Annotated in this window: 13 protein-coding genes and 1 rRNA gene; 10 read left to right on the top strand and 4 right to left on the bottom strand. The window is 60.5% G+C overall.

The annotated features are described in order from the left end of the window. Positions 1 to 34 precede the first annotated feature (34 nt). Positions 35 to 373, top strand: coding sequence for a hypothetical protein (locus CAF90_RS22400; protein ID WP_007960236.1), 339 nt, complete (start codon positions 35 to 37; stop codon positions 371 to 373). Between the two features lie 157 nt (positions 374 to 530). Here CAF90_RS22400 and lapD read toward each other — a convergent pair whose 3' ends face one another. Both lapD and lapG read right to left on the bottom strand, forming a co-directional pair. Beyond that, complete coding sequence (gene lapD, locus CAF90_RS22395) at positions 531 to 2,477, bottom strand: cyclic di-GMP receptor LapD (protein ID WP_085608529.1); 1,947 nt, start codon at positions 2,475 to 2,477, stop codon at positions 531 to 533. A 14-nt stretch (positions 2,478 to 2,491) separates the two neighbouring features. Next, positions 2,492 to 3,184 carry a cysteine protease LapG gene (lapG, locus tag CAF90_RS22390; RefSeq protein ID WP_007960234.1) on the bottom strand — a complete coding sequence of 231 codons (693 nt, stop codon included), beginning with the start codon at positions 3,182 to 3,184 and terminating at the stop codon, positions 2,492 to 2,494. A gap of 193 nt (positions 3,185 to 3,377) precedes the next feature. On the opposite strand from lapG, the gene CAF90_RS22385 reads away from it, so the two are divergent. The 5 genes from CAF90_RS22385 (at position 3,378) to CAF90_RS22365 (ending at position 10,437) form a co-directional block, all read left to right on the top strand. Further along, a complete protein-coding gene (locus CAF90_RS22385; RefSeq protein ID WP_085608528.1) occupies positions 3,378 to 4,088 on the top strand; it encodes a GntR family transcriptional regulator in 711 nt (236 codons plus the stop codon). 755 nt (positions 4,089 to 4,843) lie between these two features. Further along, positions 4,844 to 5,617: a DUF3050 domain-containing protein gene (locus CAF90_RS22380; RefSeq protein WP_085608527.1), complete on the top strand. Its 774-nt coding sequence runs from the start codon at positions 4,844 to 4,846 to the stop codon at positions 5,615 to 5,617. After that, positions 5,614 to 6,543 carry a diiron oxygenase gene (locus CAF90_RS22375; protein WP_085608526.1) on the top strand — a complete coding sequence of 310 codons (930 nt, stop codon included), beginning with the start codon at positions 5,614 to 5,616 and terminating at the stop codon, positions 6,541 to 6,543. Before CAF90_RS22380 ends, CAF90_RS22375 begins: the two co-directional genes overlap by 4 nt. A 13-nt stretch (positions 6,544 to 6,556) precedes the next feature. Further along, positions 6,557 to 9,946, top strand: a complete 3,390-nt coding sequence (locus tag CAF90_RS22370) for a non-ribosomal peptide synthetase (protein ID WP_085608525.1) — start codon at positions 6,557 to 6,559, stop codon at positions 9,944 to 9,946. A gap of 23 nt (positions 9,947 to 9,969) precedes the next feature. Then, positions 9,970 to 10,437: an SRPBCC family protein gene (locus CAF90_RS22365; protein ID WP_085608524.1), complete on the top strand. Its 468-nt coding sequence runs from the start codon at positions 9,970 to 9,972 to the stop codon at positions 10,435 to 10,437. 59 nt (positions 10,438 to 10,496) lie between these two features. Here the strand turns inward: CAF90_RS22365 and CAF90_RS22360 are convergent, their stop codons facing one another. Next, positions 10,497 to 12,377, bottom strand: a complete 1,881-nt coding sequence (locus tag CAF90_RS22360) for a methyl-accepting chemotaxis protein (RefSeq protein WP_085608523.1) — start codon at positions 12,375 to 12,377, stop codon at positions 10,497 to 10,499. Positions 12,378 to 12,688: 311 nt separating this feature from the next. On the opposite strand from CAF90_RS22360, the gene CAF90_RS22355 reads away from it, so the two are divergent. The 4 genes from CAF90_RS22355 (at position 12,689) to CAF90_RS22340 (ending at position 18,034) form a co-directional block, all read left to right on the top strand. After that, complete coding sequence (locus tag CAF90_RS22355) at positions 12,689 to 13,189, top strand: sigma-70 family RNA polymerase sigma factor (protein WP_085608522.1); 501 nt, start codon at positions 12,689 to 12,691, stop codon at positions 13,187 to 13,189. Beyond that, entirely contained in the window at positions 13,189 to 14,190 is a 1,002-nt protein-coding gene (locus tag CAF90_RS22350) for a FecR domain-containing protein (RefSeq protein WP_085608521.1), read from the top strand. Before CAF90_RS22355 ends, CAF90_RS22350 begins: the two co-directional genes overlap by 1 nt. 87 nt (positions 14,191 to 14,277) lie before the next feature. Continuing rightward, complete coding sequence (locus CAF90_RS22345; RefSeq protein ID WP_085608520.1) at positions 14,278 to 16,779, top strand: TonB-dependent siderophore receptor; 2,502 nt, start codon at positions 14,278 to 14,280, stop codon at positions 16,777 to 16,779. A gap of 76 nt (positions 16,780 to 16,855) precedes the next feature. Continuing rightward, positions 16,856 to 18,034: a PepSY domain-containing protein gene (locus tag CAF90_RS22340; protein WP_085608519.1), complete on the top strand. Its 1,179-nt coding sequence runs from the start codon at positions 16,856 to 16,858 to the stop codon at positions 18,032 to 18,034. 73 nt (positions 18,035 to 18,107) lie between these two features. On the opposite strand, the gene rrf is transcribed toward CAF90_RS22340, so the two are convergent. After that, a 5S ribosomal RNA gene (gene rrf, locus CAF90_RS22335) occupies positions 18,108 to 18,223 on the bottom strand. Positions 18,224 to 18,382 lie beyond the last annotated feature (159 nt).

The following is an 18,382-nucleotide window of genomic DNA, read 5'->3' as shown; positions in this document are numbered from 1 at the left end:
AGCATGACGCTGGTCCATTTCCGAGGGATGCTCAATGTTTTACGTGCAACGCGATGCGCAGGGTCAGTTGATTCGCGTGGAAGCTGCGGCCTACGCCGAGGCCACGGAAACGCTGCCGGCCGACCACCACGAAATCCAGGCCTGGTACGCCAACGAGGCCGTGGAGAACAGCCTCAAACAGCTCAAGCAGAGCGACCTGGAAATGATCCGGGTACTCGACGACCTGATTCAGGTGCTGACCAGCAAAGGCGTGATCCGCGTCACCGACCTGCCGCCGGCAGCCCAGGCCAAGTTGATGGACCGGACCCAGGCGCGGGAAGCGCTGGGCGGGTTGAGTCAGTTGATTGATGAGGATGAGGGCGGGTTGATCTGATCCGTTTGAAGTCGAGTTGATCGTTCCCACGCTCCGCGTGGGAATGCATCAAGGGACGCTCCGCGTTCCAGTCACACCATCGGCATTGCGTCGGACACCGTTGTGACGCGGAGCGTCACGGGCGGCATTCCCACGCAGAGCGTGGGAACGATCAGGCTCACCGCCAAGGCTTGGGCTCACCGAAGAGCTGCCCCTGCACCCCATACAACCCCATCTCGCGAATCACCGACAATTCCCCTTCCGTCTCGACCCGCTCGGCAATCAACGGCAGATCGATGCTGTGCGCCGCGCGCTGGATCGCTTCGATGAACAGGCGCTTGTCGCTTTCCTGATCGATCGCCCGGATGTAGCTGCCATCGATCTTCAGGTACGCCAGCCCCAGCCGCGCCAGGTTGCCGATCATGCTGAAGCGTCCGCCGAAGCGCTGCAGGCTCAGGGAGAAACCGAGTTCGCGCAGGCGCCGGGTCAGCTGTTCCAGCACCGCTTGCTCCGGCAATTGTTCCTCGCCGATTTCCAGGGTCAGGCGCGCACCGAGGTTGGAATGCGCCCGCAGGATCTCGAACACTTTGTTCAACGCCTGCGGATCGGCCAGGGTCGCCGACGACAGATTCAGCGCCAGGGATTCTTCATGACCGGCCATTTGCTCCAGCACCCGCTCGAGCATCAACCGGTCCAGTCGCGCGGTCCAGCCGAAGCGCTCCAGCCACGGCAGGAAGCGTCCGGCGGGAATGGTCTGGCCCTGCTCGTCGAGCAAGCGCGACAGCACTTTGTAATGCAGCACCAGTTGCGTGTCCTGCGCCGCCACTACCGGCTGGAAGAACAGCTCGAAACGCCGCTGGTTCAGCGCCTGATCGAGCAAGCGATGCCAGGCGTGGTGATCGTCACCGACGTCCGCCACCAGGCTTTGATCGAGGCACGCCCAGTTCTGCTCGCCCTGCCCTTCGGCCTGGGCCAGCGCCTGATCACCAAGGCTGAGGACCGCTTGCGGCGAATCTCCGTGAGCGAACGGTGCCAGGCCGATGGAGGCCACGGCGGCCACGTCGGTGGCGCCTGTCGCGTGCAGACTGCTCAGCGCACTGTCGAGACTCTGCGCCAGTTGCAGCGCTTCTTCGCGGGTCAGCCCCGGCGCCAGCACGGCGAATTCACCACCGCGAATCCGGGTGACGAGGTTCTGGGTTTCCGGGTATTTGGCGCACTCGCGGGACAGTTGCTCGCCAACCGCTTTCAACAATTCATCGGTGCGCTGACCGCCAAGGCGCTGGTTCAGCCCAGCCAGATCCTTGACCCGCAACAGCAGCAGATAGCCGGAGCTGGCCTGCTCCGGGTTGCTCACCCGCGCATTCAACTGCATCTCGAAATAACGCCGGTTGGCCAGCCCCGTAAGGTTGTCCTGATAGGACTCGGTGCGCAGTTTTTCACTGCGCTCGGCCTGCTCCTGAAACAGTGCCTTGAGCTTCTCGACCATCTGGTTCATCGCCAGCACTACGCGCCGCAATTCAGGCGTGCGCGGTAGGTCCGGCAGACTCAGGAACTCACGACGAGCGATGGCGTGGGATTGCTTGACCATGTAATCCAGCGGCTTCAATTGCCGACGCAGCAGCAGCGCGCCGAGCACCGCACTCACCGCACCACAGACCAGCAACCAGCCCAGGCTGCCGAGTGCGCTCTGCCAGAGTTTGGCCAGGGCGAACATCGGGTGGCTGACCACCTCGACCCGCGCCGCCTGCTCCCAGCCACGGCTCACCAGCGCATCGCCACCGGCCGGCTCCAGGCCGATCAGTTTGACGAACCAGTCCGGCACGTTGGTGACCGCCGGAATGCCATTGCGCTCGACGATGGTCTGGTCAGTCTTCAGGTCGACCACGCGGATGCTCGAGTAATAACCGCTGTCGAAGATCGAACTGACCAGCAGCTCGACCATCGCCGGGTCATCGATGTTCGGCGTCAACGACAGCGCCAGCGCCGTGGCCGCATCCTGGGCGTGGGAGCGCAACTGGTTGACGTACTGGGTGCGCGAGCTCTCCAGACTGACCATGAAGCTGCCGGTGAAGGCGACCACCAGGAACAGACAGATAGCGATCAACAGCTGTTTGAACAAAGACATCTGAGCGCGTGCTCCTAGTTAGTCGTCTCGACCGGAAATCCTTCGGCCTGCATTTTCTTCAACACATCCTGCCAGCGTGACAGGCGTTTGGTGTCACCGACCTTCTTGTTGCCCTTGGCGCCCGGCAGGTACAACCCTTCGGCATTGAAAGAGTAGACCGGCAGCAAATCGGTTCGCTCGGCGGCCGGTTTGATCGGATCGATCAGGCTGTCGAGCACCAGCGGCATGGCGTCAGGGCTGGAATAGTAAGTCAGGACCATGTGCGCGCGGTTCTGGCGCAGCGCCTTTACGTAGGTGATGCGCAACTTGTCACTGGCCACACCGAGGTGGCGCAGGCTGAAATACTTGGCGATCGCATAGTCTTCGCAGTCGCCGGCGCCTTTCCACAAGGCTTCGATGGGGGTTTCCCAATAATCGACCTCGTGCCACAGATCGATGTCTTCGACGTAGCGCATCTGTTTGTTGAAAAACAGGTTCACCACTTTGAGCTTTTCCATCTCGCTGACCTGCTTCTGCGTGGCCAGCAGATTCTGCCAGGCATCGATCCGCTGTTGCCCCGCGCCCAACGGCCCGTACAGTGCCGTGGCCTTGCGGCTGATCGCGGAAAAATCCCAATCGGCATGCAGGCCGCCCAGCATGATGCCGGCCAGCAGCAGCGCGCAGGCAAGCCAGCGCGCAATCCGTGGGATTGCGAAACGTACCGCCAATGCAAGGCATCCAGGGCAGAGAGGAAAGCGCTTGATGGTGAAGGTTAGCCCAGCAAAAAACAATGGCACCCTGAGATCATCGCTGGCGCGCTAAACTTCAGATGTGACAGGGTTCTTCTACACGGTTTGACAACCTGTAGAGCAATCACTAGTGTCCTTTGGATCCAAATCCGCAGTCATAGGGTGTGCAGTTGTGACCCAGAAGCCCAAGCCACTCCACAGCATCAAAGTCGACGGCCCGATTCCCGCGCATCTGGCGCGCTCGGTCATCGAAGAAACCCTGCGCGCCGCGATTCTCGACGGGCGTCTGCCCTGCGGCACCGCCGTGCGCCAGCAGGATCTGGCCGACCTGTTCGGTGTCAGCCGCATGCCGGTGCGCGAAGCCTTGCGTCAGCTCGAGGCCCAGGGCCTGCTCAACGTGATTGCGCACAAAGGCGCGGTGGTGGCGCCGCTGATCCAGGGCGATGCAACGGAAACTTACGAGCTGCGCATCCTGCTGGAGTCCGAAGCACTGCGCCAGTCGATCCCGCTGCTGACCCCGGCCGATCACGAACGCGCGGCCGGCTACATCGAAGAGCTGGAAATCGAACACGACTACACCGAAATCGGTCGGCTCAACCGTCTGTTTCACATGGCGCTCTACAGCAAGGCGCCCAATGGCCGGCTGTTGCGGCTGGTGGAAGACGGCCTGAATGAAGAAGAACGCTTCCTGCGCTTCAACCTCGAGGCCATGGGCCTGGGCAAGCTCTCCCAGGACGATCACCGTGCGTTGTTGCAGGCCGTGAAAGAGCGTGACACCCCGCACGCCGTGACACTGCTGGAGCAGCACCTCAATCGCGGTGTCGAAGTGATCACCCGTTACCTCGCCAGCTCCGCCGGCCAAAGCCGCAAAGCGGCGCGCTGAATCCTCCCTCCCGGGTGAGCCTCCACTCACCCGGCGAATAACCCGCTTACAAATCCCCCCACCGGTCACGGTCATTTGCCGTGGCACATCGGCGCCTGCGCTCTAACCTCCCCCCTGCTTTGAACAGCCCGGAATTTGCACCGCAAGGAAGTCATTTTCGACGATAGCCGCGGCGCCGATTTACGCGCACCCTTGAATCGCCAACCCAATATAGAACGGGGACGCGCCGCCCCGGCAGCAGTCCCCGCACCAGGAACCTACGGAAGGAGCCTTGTCACGGGAACAGGAAGAAACGGCGCCGTTACAGCCCGACTTCATCCCCTCATATTCATTCAATTACTCAATTGGAAAGTTGCTTCGAGTGAGGCATTCACTCTTGTCGTTCAATTTTGGCCATTAAACGCCGAAAGGAGTAACTACGCCCAAATAAAACTTAACTTATAAGTTTTATCAGACCCACTCATACTTCAAAAACAGTCAACTAAAAATAATTAAAAATAAACTTGTTAAGTTGTTTTGCGATGTATTAGTTTTTCTTCGCCGAGTTTGGATCCGAAATGACAAACCCGGCACAACCTTGCAGTACGGCCTCGATTGCGACGGTTTGACCGTCCGCTGCTGTCTCGGGCCCTTCAGACATTGCCTGCTTTCATCGAAACCGAATGAGGCTGTCGTTCGCCTGGAGAAACTTGTTCAGCGTTATTAGCGATTGATTGAGCAATCCCTACTTCCCTATTAGCCAGAGTCTCGCAACCATGCCAACTAAAGAGCAACTTACACTAAAGAAAGCCGAACTCAGCGTTCATCCGATCTTCTCCGAAATCGATTCTTTGGCGACATTACGCCGTTTCATGGAGTCCCATGTATTTGCTGTCTGGGACTTCATGTCGCTGACCAAGCGCCTGCAGCAGGAACTGACTTGCACGCGTCTGCCGTGGTTGCCGCCACGAGATCCGCACGCGGCACGACTGATCAACGAAATCGTGCTCGGGGAAGAATCGGACGACCGGCTGTCACACGGGCATTACAGTCACTTCGAACTGTACCTCGATGCGATGCGCGAAGTCGGTGCGGACACGACAGCGGTGGAGCGCTTCGTGACGCTGCAACAGGAAGGCGTGAGTTACGACGTCGCCCTGCAAAGCGTCGAGGTCGATCCGGCGGCTGCGCGGTTCGTCCGTGACACGCTGCACACCGCACTGAATGCACCCGGTCACAGCGTTGCCGCCGCCTTCCTGCATGGTCGCGAGAGCGTGATCCCGACCATGTTCCAGCGCATGCTCGATGCCTGGGGCATTGGCGTCGAACAGGCGCCGACCTTCCGTTACTACCTCGAGCGACACATCGAAGTCGACTCCGAAGACCACGGCCCGGCCGCAGAACAACTGCTGGACCGACTGGTGGACGGCGATCCGCAGCGCGAAGCCGAGGTCTACGCCAGCGCCATCGCCGCCGTGGAAAGCCGCATCGCCCTGTGGGACGGCCTGCGCCTGAGCATGCGCGAACCGCTGGCGGAGGTGGCCCAATGAACGCCGCCGACTACCAGTCTTTCGCCGATGCCTGGGAAAGCCGCGCGACCATTCGCACCCGGCCGCGCCGCGTGCTGGAAGATGACGCGCGGCTGATCTATCCGCTCAGCCGCCAGCCGTTGGTGCTCAGCGAAACCTTCCTGCGCGAATGCCCGGAACAGCGTGATTTCGCCCTGGTGCAGACGCTGTACAAGTTCATCAACGACGTGGTGATTTTCGAAACCGAGATCGTCGACAAGACCGCGCGCAGCATCGCCAAGAACCGCTTCGCCGTGGCCTTCCCGTTCGCCTGTCGCTACGACGCCATGACCGTGGTCGTGGACGAGGATTACCACGCGCTGGTGGCGATGGATTTCATGCAGCAAACGGTGGCCATGACCGGCATCGAGCCGATCGAGCTGCCGAATGAAATCGAACTGAGCCGGGCGATTCCGGCCGCCGTCGAGCTGGCCCCGCAACATCTGCGCAGCGCCGTGGAACTGATCTGCGTCGCCATCGCCGAAAACACCGTGACCGGCGATGTCGCGGCGTTCGCCCGGGACGACACGGTCAAGCCGTCGATCAAGGGCCTGATGGCCGACCACTTGCTCGACGAGGGCCGGCACTCGAGTTTCTGGGCGCGGATGGTGCGCATCTACTGGCACACCGCGAGCGATGCGGATCGCGAATGCATCGCGCAGATCCTGCCGGTGTTCATCGGCCACTACCTGACCAACGACATCCAGAAGTCCTTCGACCTGCGCCTGATCGACGCCCTGCCAGTCAACGAGGCAACCCGCCGCGCACTGAAAGACGAGATGGCCGGGCTGGCCTTCCCGATCAATCGCCACCACCCGCTGGTGGGCAACATCGTGCGGTTTTTCCACAACAGCTCGCTGCTCGACACACCGTGCGTGCAGCACGCCCTGCGCGACTACCTGGTTTGACAAGGAGGCTGACATGAGACGTCTCGACATTTTGCTGAGGGGCCGCAGCCAGGCCTTGACCGACCTGGCGCAGGAGCTCGAACAACACGGTCATTCATTGCTGACGCAAGCGGCTCCGTCGGTGGATCTGGTGATCGATGACGGCAGCCTTGCGCCGCAGGATCACGGCGTGACACCGCACCTGACTTTGCGTCTGGGTATCGGTGCAACGGGCGCCGGCGGTTTGCCGGTGCTTGATCTGCTGTGCCTGTACAACTCGACGTTGCTGAGCCGCGTGCCCATCGCCGACGAACCGTCCGGCAACGGTCAGGCCCTGCGCCAGCGAACACTGGCGCAGGTGGTGGACGAGGTGGCGCTGCTGGTCAGCCGCTTTTCCCGCGATGCCGAGTATTTCCAGCATGCGACGACGGCCCGTGCGCCGGACTTCGAGCAGGTGGAAAACCTGTTGTTTCTCGACAGCCTGGCCTACGTCCATCGCCTCAATGCCACGGCCAATCCGGGGTTGCTGCAACAGGCACGGATCCCGGTGATCGAGCGGCTGCAACAGAGCTTGATCGAGCACGCTGAACGCCCGGCGCTGCACCTCGCCGAGCAGTCGATCAGCTACCGCCAGTTGCATGCTCACAGCCGTGCAATCCAGCAACGCTTGCTGGCAATGCTGGAGACACAACCGCAACCATGGGTGGTGGGGATTTGCCTGCCGAAATGCGATGCGCTGTTTGCTTCGATTCTGGCCATTCTCGGCAGCGGCGCGGTGTATCTGCCGCTGGAACCGAGCCATCCGCTTCAGCGCCAGCAGTACATTCTGGAAAACGCCGGGGCGGTGCTGTTGCTGCACGACGGCGAACACCCGCTGAGCGGTTCGATGCCAGGGCTGGATGTCTGTCGCATCAACCGCACCGACGCCGATCTGTCGCAACCGTTGATGCGTCGTCGGCCCGAGCTCGATGCGCCGTGCATGGCGCTCTACACCTCGGGTACTACCGGGCATCCGAAAGGTGTGCTGCTGAGTCAGGCGAACCTCGCGCACTTCACCGCGTGGTACGCCGATTACGTGCAGTTGCGGGCCGAGAGCCGGGTGCTGCAGTTCTCGTCGCTGAGTTTTGACTCGTCGCTGATCGATATCTTCCCGACCCTGCTCGAAGGCGCAGAATTGGTGGTGCCCGACGACAACCAGCGCCGTGATCCGCTGCAACTGGTGGCGCTGATTCGCCGTCGGCAACTGACCCACGCGTTCCTGCCGCCGGCACTGTTGAGCATCCTGCCGCTGGAGCAACTGCAAAGCGTCGGGCAAATCATGACTGGCGGCGACGTCTGCGAGCCGTTCGTGATCGAGCAACTGACGCGCCAGGGCAAGCTGCACAACCTCTACGGCCCCACCGAAGCCACGGTGCTGATCACCGCGCGGCAACTGCAACCGGGCGACAGCAATCGCACCCTCGGCGGGCCGATTGCCAACAGTCAGGTACTGATCCTCGACGACGATTTGCAACCGGTGCCTGAGCAAACGGTGGGCGAATTGTTCATCGTCGGCCCCGGCGTATGCCTGGGTTACCTGAACAATCCGCAGCAGACGGCAGAGCGCTATCTGGATCTGGAGTTGCCGGACGGTCAGCGTCTGCGCGCCTACCGCAGCGGCGACATGGCCAAGTGGGGCGAGGATGGCATCGAACTGTGCGGACGCCGCGACAATCAGGTGAAGATCCGCGGCTTCCGGGTCGAGCCGGAAGAGATCGAGCGCTGCCTGCGCGAGAGTCAGCTGTATCGTCAGATCGCCGTGGTGATCGACAGTCAGCGGCGGATTCTGGCGTTCCTCGCCCAGCCGCAATCGGATGCCGCGCGCGAGTCTTTGAAAGCTCACGCACAGCAGTTCTTACCCGACTACATGCAACCGGTGGCATGGACGGAACTGCCGACCATGCCATTCGCCGCCAATGGCAAAGTCGATCGAAAAGCCTTGCTGGAACTGCCGGTGAGCGTGCAGGACAGCGGCCCGAAATGCCTGCCGGCCAACGCCGACGAAGCGCTGCTGCTGGAGATCTGGGGCGAGTTGCTGGAGCTGCCGACCAGCGATATTTCCACCGACGAAAGCTTCTTCAATCTCGGCGGTCATTCGATTCTGCTGTCACGCATGCTCCTGCGTCTGCGGGAGGAATTCGGCCGCAGCATTTCGATCAACCGCTTCATTGAACTGCCGACCATCATCAAGCTCGCCACCCTGGTGCGCGGCACCGATGACAGTGCGGTGCTCAGCGCCCAGGCGATGGCCGACGCCGAGCGAGCGCTGGAAATCGAGCCGCTGCCGATCAGCCGCATGGGCGATGTGCACAAGGTGATCGTCACCGGCGCCAACAGTTTTGTCGGTGTGCACATCGTCGAGGCGCTGCTGGGGTGGGGCGCCAGCGAAGTGGCATGTCTGGTGCGCGACGGCGGCGGGCAGACGGCGGCGCAGCGCTTTGCCCAGTCGTTGCGAGAGAACCGCCTGGAACATCTGGACCTGAGTCGGGTGCGGGTCTATTCGGCGGACATCGCACAGCCTCAACTCGGTCTGGCCAATGAGGATTTCGAGCGACTGGATCGCGAGTTCGGCGCGCTGGTGCACAACGCCGCCAACGTCAATCACGTACTCGACTACGAGTCGCTGGCGGCGGACAACGTCGAGCCGATTTTCGAACTGCTGCGGCTGTGCGAAGGGCGCAGCAAGAAGGTGTTCAATTTCGTCTCGACGCTATCGGCCTCCAGCACCGTCGACGGCGCAGGCCGGGTGCTGGAACTGCCCGCCGCACCGACGCCGCCGATCTACATCCGCAACGGCTACAACCTGTCGAAATGGGTCGGCGAGCGCATCCTCGAACGGGCGCGGGAGCGTGGGGTGCGGGTCAATCTTTATCGGCCCGGAAACATCAGTTTCAACAGCCTCAGCGGTGTCTGTCAGCCGCACAAGAACCGTTTGATGCTGATGCTCAAGGGCTCGATCCAGCTCGGTCAGGTGCCGGCCTTCGCGCTGAATTTCGACCTGATGCCGGTGGACTTTCTCGCCCGCTTCATCGCCTTCCACGCCAGCCGTTATTCGGCCGAACGGGCGGTGTTCAACCTGCACAACCCGGAGCCCCTGAGCTGGGATGCCTACGTTGCGTCGTTCCGCGAAACCGGCAGCGAATTTTCGCTGGTCAGCGTCGCCGACTGGCAACAGCAACTGGGCCGGGTCGATGCCGATAACGCGCTGTTCGGCGTGCTTGGTTTCTACCTCAACGGCTTCGAGGAAGACATCGGCGACATCTCCCTGATCGGCCACGCCAATGCCCAGGCCGGCGTGCAGCAAATGGGCGCGCACTACCCGGAAAAATCCCCGGCGCTGCTGCGTCGCGGCTGCGACTACCTGAAAGAAATCAACTTCATCTGACTCAACCACCAAGGAGCAACACCATGAGCGATCTTCAACCCGACACCCTGATCAAAAACCCTCACGGCTGCCACGTCGTGTCTTCGGTGGAAGTGCCGGTGGACGCCAGACAAGCGTGGGCGGTCGTCGGCAAGTTCGACGGTTTCGACCGTTTCATTCCGGCCCTGTCGCACATCGAAATGACCGGCGAAGGCGTGTCTTCGCTGCGCAAGAAGTTCTTCAAGGATGGCAACGTGGTGGTCGAGCAACTCAACTCCCGGGACGACCAGGCGCTGAGCATGACCTGGACCACAATCTACAACACGCTGGGCGTGGCCAACCTGTGGGCGGCGATGAATGTGGAATCGCTGGGCGCGGGCAAATCGCGGGCGACCTGGACGATCATCGCCGAGCCGGCAAGCGGCGGGCCCGAGGCACTGCCGGGGTTCAAGGATTTCGTGCAGGGGTTCGCCGATGATGCGATGAGCAATGTGCTGAAGCTGTTTGTGTAAGGCATGAAAAAGCCCGCTGCGGATTACTCCGCAGCGGGCTGTTTTTTGACCGCAAGCGATCAGATCTTGAAGCTGTCCACCAGCTGTTTCAAACGGTTGGCCTGCTGCGACAACGCATCGCAATCCTTCAACGTTTCATTGAGGTTGGCCACGCTCTGCTGGTTCAGCAGGTTGATCTGGTTGACGTCGACGTTGAGGGTTTCCACCACCGCAGTCTGCTCTTCGGTAGCGGCTGCCACCGACTGGTTCATGCCGTCGATTTCGCCGATGCGCTGGGTCACGCTGACCAGGCGCAGACCGGCCTGGTTCGCCACTTCAACGGTCTCCTCGCTGGACGCCTGACTGGCGTTCATGGTGGTCACCGCTTCGCGGGAACCGACCTGCAGCGAGGTGATCATTTTGTGGATTTCTTCCGCCGATTCCTGGGTGCGGTGAGCGAGGTTGCGCACCTCGTCCGCCACCACCGCAAAACCGCGTCCGGCTTCACCGGCACGGGCCGCTTCGATGGCCGCGTTGAGCGCCAGCAGGTTGGTCTGTTGGGAGATGCCTTTGATCACATCGAGAATGTGGCCGATGTTATCGGTGCTGGCATTCAGGGTTTCGATCTGGGTGCACGACAGGCTGATCTTCTGCGACAGCTCGGTCATGGCCTGAATCGTCTGCTCGACCACCTGACGACCGTCATCGGCCTGCTCGCTCGCGCCGCTGGCGTGTTGCGAAGCGTCGGCCGCGTTGCGGGCGATCTCCTGGGTGGCGGCACCCAGTTGATTGATCGCCGCAGCGACACTGTTGGTGCGCGCGCTTTGCTCGTCAGAGCCGATGATTGAGGCGTTGGACGATGCCATCACGCGTTGCGACAGGTCGTGTACGTGGCGAGTCGCGGAAGACACTTCGGAAATGGAGGCGTGAATCCGCTCCACGAACTGGTTGAACGAACTGCCCAGCTCACCGAACTCGTCCTTGCTTTCCACTACCAGACGACGGGTCAGGTCACCTTCACCCTGAGCGATGTCCTGCATCGCACGGCCCATGGTAATCAGCGGACGCATCAGGACGGTGATCAACAGGCTCAGGAATACCGCAATCGCGCCCACGGCAACGAACATCGCAATCACTGCCGAGGTACGGAACTGGCTGAGTGCGGCGTAGGCCTTGTCGCGGTCGATCGACAGACCGATGTACCACTCGGCATTCGGCAGACCCGCGACCGGGGTGAACGACAGGATGCGTTCCTGGCCGTTGAGCACTACGTTCTGGTTGCCCTTCTGGATACGCACATCGGCGTTCGGGTAGATGTCCTTGAGGTTCTTCATCACCTGGTCTTTATCCGGGCTGACGATCACCTGACCGTCACCGCTGACCAGGAACGCGTGGCCCAGGCCGCCGAAGTCCACCGAGTTGATGATCTTCACCAGAGTTTCCAGGCTCAGGTCACCACCCACCACACCGAGCAGCTCGCCGTTCTTTTTCACCGGCATGGCGATGGTCACCACCAGACCGCCAACGGCGGCCATGTATGGCGGGGTCAACATGGTCTGGTCAGCGGCCACGGCTTGCTTGTACCAAGGGCGCTGACGCGGGTCGTAGCCGTCCGGCATCTTCGCGTCAGGGCGCTGGGTGAACACACCGTTGGCCTGGCCGACGTAGGTGAACTGGAAGTTCGAGGTGAAGGCCGGTTGATCGACCAGCCCCGGGAAGTCGGCGTTCTTGCCTTGATGGGCGACGTTCTGTGCGAGATTTTCCAGTACCAGAATCCGCCCGCTCATCCAGTTCTGCACACTGCTGGCGGTCAGGTCGCCGGCCTGCTGGACGGAGGACTGGAGGTTCTGGCGAATGGTGTTTCGCTGCAGATAGTCGTTGTACAAAGTGAACAGCGCGAACGCCAGGACCACGACGCCCGAGGCGGCCAGCAGGATTTTATGGCTGAACTTGAGATTCATTTCATGGGACTTCTTATGCCAAAAGTGGGGATGCGTTCCGGATGCAACATTCCATGTACAGCGCAGGCAGCGTTCTGATGGCCGCTCTACTTTGGTGCACGCATGTCTCACCAGTCTGTCGGCACGCTTTGGAGAAAACTTAGGGCTTTGCAGGAAATGGACGGCATTTCTGCCAGATTCCCGCCGAACGGCGTGCCAGAGCGTTCGCCTGTCATTTTTTGATGACTGTTTTGCAGCGCCGGTTGCAAATTCTGTAACCCTTGATGACAATGCGACTAATTATCATTTGTGACGTTCGGGCTGTCGCGTTCATGTCCTCTCCTGAGTTTGCAGTACAGGCGCTTTACAGTAGTCATCACGGCTGGCTCAACGGCTGGTTGCGCACTCGGCTGGGCAATGCCGCCGATGCAGCGGATCTGGCTCAGGACACGTTCGTGCGTTTGCTGCAACGCACCGAGCGTCTGGAACTCAAGGCACCTCGCGCATTCTTGCGCACGGTTGCTCGGGGTTTGTTGATCGATCATTGGCGCCGTGAAGAAATTGAACGCGCCTATCTGGAAACCATCGCCCATTTGCCTGAAGCCGAAACCCCGAGTGCCGAATCCCGCGCATTGGTGATCGAACTGCTCGAAAGCATTGCCCGCATGCTTGAAGGCTTGAAGCCGAAAGTGCGTCAGGCATTTCTGCTGGCGCAGTGCGAAGGTTTGACCCACAAGCAGATCGCCGAGCAAATGGGCCTGTCCTTGCGCTCGGTGGAACGCTACGTCGCCGATGCGCTGTATCACTGCTACGTGCTGCGGTACGAAAACTGATGCCGGTGGATAACCTCTCGCTTGGCCGACGCGCCGAGCCACCGCAACAAGTCGTCCGACAGGCCATTCACTGGCTCCTGCGCCTGCGCAACAACCATGGCAATCCGCGCCTGAATCGCCAGTGCGAACAATGGCGCGCCGAACACCATGATCACGAACTGGCCTGGCAGCGGGTGCAGTCTCTGCAAGCCGAACTGACCCACAATCTGCGTGCCGTGCCCGGTGCGCAGGTGGCGTTCAACACGCTGGAAAACAGTGCGCAGGGGTTGGGTCGACGTCAGGCGTTGAAGCTGTTGTCCGGCGCGCTGCTGATGGGCTCCGCAGGATGGCTGGCCAGCGACACTTCCGCCTGGCAACAGTGGAGCGCCGACTACGCCACCGCCACCGGCGAGCGCCGTGGCTTCCAGTTGCCGGACGGCACGCGGATCGAACTCAACACTGCCAGCAGCGTGGATCTCGATTACACCGCGCAGCAACGACTGATCAAACTGACCCGTGGCGAAATCATCGTCACCTGTGGCGGTGCCGATGAAGGTGCGTCCTTTGACCGACCACTGCGGGTGCAGAGTCGTCATGGCAGTTACGAGCCGTTCAAGGCGCGATTCATTCTGCGCCAGGAAGATGGATGCACGCGCCTGAGCGTCACCAGTGGCCGGGTCGCGATTCACTCCGCCGGCAACTCGACGGAAGCAATCGCCGGTCAGAGCTACTTGATCGATCACCATCAAATTCGCCCGGCGCCGCCGCTGGACATGGACGCCGGTGCCTGGGTCGACGGGCTGATCGTGACTCGCAACATGCGGCTGGGCGACTTTCTCAGCGAAGTCGGCCGGTATCGTCAGGGATTTCTGAGCTGTGCGTCGGACATTGCGGATTTGCGCCTGTCCGGCGTGTTCCGTCTTGAGGACACCGACAAGCTGCTGGCGATCCTGCCGCAGACCCTGCCGGTGCAATTGCGCTACCGCACCCGTTGGTGGGTGACGCTGGAGTCTGTGGCCTGAAATTATTTTGGCGGGTTTTCGTGGCAAGTCCGGCTTAGTCAGTAAGCACTTCAACTCAGCCTTCGCGACTGCCTACGGAAACCTACAATGACTGCGCGCGTTACCTGTAAGAACCCTCTGAATTTCTCTGCCGAATCGGGCCTGTTGCGCCACGCCGTTCGGGCGGCGCTGTTTTCTACCGCCCTGGGTGTTGGCGTGTTGCCGAACCTGAGCGTCGCGGCCAATGCCAGCGAGGTCAGCAGCCACCGCTACAACATCGCCGCAGGGCCATTGGGCGATGCGCTCAACCAGTTCGCACGCCAGGCGGGCATCACGTTGTCGATGACGCCGCAGCAAACCCAGGGCCGGCAGTCACCGGGTGTACAGGGTGAGTATTCGACCGATCAGGCCTTGAGCCACTTGCTCGGCGGATCAGGTCTGGAGGCGGTCAGCCAGGACGGCAGCAGCTATGTGTTGCGCTCCGTCGCAGAAACCGAAGCACTGGCCCTGCCGACCACCGACATCAAAGGCTTCGCCCTCGGCAACGCGCTGGGCAGCATGGACGGCTACAACGCGACGCACAGCCAGATCGCCACCAAGACCAGTACCGCGCTGCTGGAAACTTCGCAAAGCGTGTCCGTGGTTACCCGTGAGCAAATGGACGACCAGGGCTCGCAAACCGTGTCCCAGGCCATGCGTTACACCCCCGGTGTGCTGACCAATCCTTACGGCGCCACGCACCGTTACGACTACGTGGCAATGCGCGGCTTCAACGATGGTTCGGTGGATAACATCTACCTCGACGGCCTCAAGTCGATGGGCGACAGCGGCACCTACAGCACTATGCAGGTGGACCCATATTTCCTTGAGCGTGTCGATATCCTGAAGGGCCCTTCGTCGGTGCTCTACGGCCGTAGCTCGCCGGGCGGTCTGGTGGCACTGACCAGCAAGAAACCGTTGTACGAGGCCTATCATCAGGTACAGGCCACCGTCGGCACTCAGGGCCAGCGCGGTGTCGGTTTTGACTTCAGCGGACCGGTCGATGACGACAAGCGTATCGCCTATCGTCTGATCGGTTTGACGGATCAGTCCGACACGCAATTCGACCACAACAAGGAAAAGCGCTTCGCCCTCGCACCAACCGTCAGCATCGATTTCAACGAAGATACTTCGCTGACCCTGCAGGCGTATCTGCAGCATGACCCGGATGGCGGCTACCACGGTGGCGTGCCGGCCGACGGCACGATTCATCAGCGCAACGGAAACCGGATCTCGCCGCATTTCTTCGAAGGCGAGCCGGGCATCGATGGTTACTCCCGTGATCAGCAGTCGTTCGGTTACCAGTTCGAACACCGCTTCAATGACGTCTTCACCGCGCGGCAGAATTTCCGCTACCTCGACTCCAAAGTGAACATGGATCAGGTGTATGCCTATGGCTGGACGTCGCCGACCAGCAACGAACTGAATCGCTACTACACCGGCGGTGACGAGCGTCTGCACGCGTTCATCGTCGACAACATGCTGCAGGCTGAATTTTTCACCGGCGCGACCAAGCACACGGTGTTGATGGGGGCGGATTATCAGCGGCGCAAAACCGTGGTCGACTGGACTAGTGGCGGCCTGGCGCCGATCAATGCGTTCAACCCGGTGTATGGCAATTCGGCTATTACGCCATACGGCGAGACCAGCTATCTGCGGCGTCTGGAGCAGACCGGCGTTTACCTGCAAGACCTGATCGAGATGGACAAGTGGCGCTTCTCGCTGGGGCTGCGTCAGGACTGGGTGGAAACCTCCGACGAAAACCGCATCGCCGAAGCGGGCCGTCCGGTTGGCACCGAGATCAATGATCGACGCACCAAGCTCACCGGTCGTGCCGGCGCGCTGTATCTGTTCGATAACGGCCTCGCGCCGTACGTCAGCTATTCCGAGTCGTTCAACCCGAATTCCTACGCTGACAGCGCCGGCAATCCGCTCGCACCGACCGATGGAACGCAGTGGGAAATGGGCCTGAAGTATCAGCCGCCGGGTACCGACAATCTGTTCACCGCCTCGTTGTTCCGCATCGATCAGGAGAACCTGGCGACCAAACTGCCGCAGGAAAACTTCTATCGCGCTGTAGGTGCTGTCCGCTCTCAGGGTCTGGAACTGGAAGCGCACATGCAGTTGACCGACAACCTGAAAATCCTCGGCAGCTATACCTTCACCGACATTGAATACTCGAAGTCGATGACCAGCACCTTGAGCACACCGACCAATTTGATCGAGAACAAGGGCAACTCGCCAACCCAGGCGCCACGGCACATGGCATCGCTGTGGGCCGACTACAAGTTCGACAGCGCGGCACTCGATGGTCTGCGACTGGGCGGCGGTGTGCGTTATGTCGGCTATAGCTGGGCGGATGCAGAGAACACCATGAAGGTGCCGTCCTACACATTGTTCGACGCATCGATTGGCTATGACCTCGGCAAGGTCGGTCTGAAGGGTGTCGACGTACGCCTGAATGCAAACAATCTGACCAACGAATCCTACGTGGCCTCCTGCGCCAGTCTGGACTTCTGCTACATGGGCGAAGAGCGCAACGTCGCCGCGACGGTCAGTTACCAGTTCTAAGCCTTTGTCTTGTGCATAAAAAAGCCAGCCCCTGATTTCAGGGGCTGGCTTTGTCGTATCTGTGGAGGAAGTTTTCATGCGTTCGTTTCTGGTTTTATTGCACCGGTATATCGGATTGGCCACGGCGGTTTTTCTGCTGCTGGCCGGGATCACGGGCAGCATTCTGGCGTTCAACCATGAGCTGGATGAGTGGTTGAATCCGGAGTTTTACGCGGCTTCGGCCGAGGGGGAGCGTCTGCCGCCAGGTGGGCTGGTTGATGCGGTGCAATCGGCCCATCCGAAGTTGCAGGTCTGGTACATGGAGTACCCGAATGAGGCAGGCCACACGGCATTGCTGGCGGCGGTTCCGCGAAATAATCCGGCGACGGGCGAACCCTTCAAAGAACGCAATGAAGTGTTCTACCTCGACCCGGTCAGCGCAGAGCAAAAAGGTCAGCGTTACTGGGGCGAGTGCTGTTTCCAGCGTGAGAACTTCGTTCCGTTCATTCTTGAGTTTCACTACAACCTGACACTGCCCGGTAACTGGGGTTTGCTGTTGATGGGGTTGGTGGCCATCGCTTGGGTAATCGATTGCTTCATCGCTCTCTGGCTGACGTTACCGCGGGGTAAACCGTTCTGGAAGAAGTGGTCGAAGGCCTGGAAGATCAAGGGCGGGCATGCCTATCGACTCAACTTCGATCTGCATCGGGCAGGGGGCTTGTGGCTGTGGTTGTTGTTGCTGCCGATAGCCGTCAGCAGCGTGGCGATGAACCTGCCGAGCCAGGTCTTTAAACCGGTGGTGTCGTTGTTTTCTGCGATTGAACCGAGCGTGTATGAGGCGCGAGGGCGAATGCCTGCCGAAGAGCTGGGGATCACCCGATTGAGTTATCAACAGGCATACGAAAGGGCACAGCAGGAGGGGAAAAGGTTGGGGCTGACAGCAGCGATCGGCGAGTTGTATTACAGCTTTGAATACAACTTCTACGGTGCGGGGTTTGGGCAGCATGACACCGAGGCCCACGGTAAATCCTGGTTGTTCTTCCACGGTACTGACGGACGATTACTGGGGCAGGAGATCGCAGGAAAAGGGACGTTGGGAGAGAGGTTTTATCGGTTGCAGTTGCCGATACATGGGGGACGGATCATAGGCTTCACCGGACAAGTGATGATCGCGGTATTGGGTGTTCTGATTGCGGTGTTGTCGGGGACTGGCGTCTACATCTGGTGGCGCAAATGGCAGGCTCGTCGGAGCAGCAAGGCACGCAGAGCGGTTTGAAAATCGGATTTTTGTGGGCACTGAAACGACAAAACCCCTGTCTGCGTTAGCAGACAGGGGTTTCGGAATTCAATCTTGACGATGACCTACTCTCACATGGGGAAACCCCACACTACCATCGGCGATGCATCGTTTCACTTCTGAGTTCGGGATGGGATCAGGTGGTTCCAACGCTCTATGGTCGTCAAGAAATTCTGTGACCAGCCCGTTACCGCAGTAACGTTCCGGCAAAAATCGGTGACTTCTACTAAAACAAAACCCCAACTGCTTTCGCAATTGGGGTTTCGGAATTTAATCTTGACGATGACCTACTCTCACATGGGGAAACCCCACACTACCATCGGCGAT

It is taken from the genome of Pseudomonas sp. B37(2017) (assembly GCF_002112885.1).
In the GTDB taxonomy this organism is placed as follows: domain Bacteria; phylum Pseudomonadota; class Gammaproteobacteria; order Pseudomonadales; family Pseudomonadaceae; genus Aquipseudomonas; species Aquipseudomonas paraglycinae.
Note: the sequence above shows the minus strand (reverse complement) of the source record. Positions and strands in the feature narration are given on the sequence as shown.

Excerpts from the sequence above, each read along its gene's own strand:
- CAF90_RS22400 (WP_007960236.1), top strand. The coding sequence starts at position 35 with ATGTTTTACGTGCAACGCGATGCGCAGGGTCAGTTGATTCGCGTGGAA.
- lapD (WP_085608529.1), bottom strand. The coding sequence starts at position 2,477 with ATGTCTTTGTTCAAACAGCTGTTGATCGCTATCTGTCTGTTCCTGGTG.
- CAF90_RS22380 (WP_085608527.1), top strand. The coding sequence starts at position 4,844 with ATGCCAACTAAAGAGCAACTTACACTAAAGAAAGCCGAACTCAGCGTT.
- CAF90_RS22375 (WP_085608526.1), top strand. The coding sequence starts at position 5,614 with ATGAACGCCGCCGACTACCAGTCTTTCGCCGATGCCTGGGAAAGCCGC.
- CAF90_RS22370 (WP_085608525.1), top strand. The coding sequence starts at position 6,557 with ATGAGACGTCTCGACATTTTGCTGAGGGGCCGCAGCCAGGCCTTGACC.
- CAF90_RS22365 (WP_085608524.1), top strand. The coding sequence starts at position 9,970 with ATGAGCGATCTTCAACCCGACACCCTGATCAAAAACCCTCACGGCTGC.
- CAF90_RS22360 (WP_085608523.1), bottom strand. The coding sequence starts at position 12,377 with ATGAATCTCAAGTTCAGCCATAAAATCCTGCTGGCCGCCTCGGGCGTC.
- CAF90_RS22355 (WP_085608522.1), top strand. The coding sequence starts at position 12,689 with ATGTCCTCTCCTGAGTTTGCAGTACAGGCGCTTTACAGTAGTCATCAC.
- CAF90_RS22350 (WP_085608521.1), top strand. The coding sequence starts at position 13,189 with ATGCCGGTGGATAACCTCTCGCTTGGCCGACGCGCCGAGCCACCGCAA.
- CAF90_RS22345 (WP_085608520.1), top strand. The coding sequence starts at position 14,278 with ATGACTGCGCGCGTTACCTGTAAGAACCCTCTGAATTTCTCTGCCGAA.
- CAF90_RS22340 (WP_085608519.1), top strand. The coding sequence starts at position 16,856 with ATGCGTTCGTTTCTGGTTTTATTGCACCGGTATATCGGATTGGCCACG.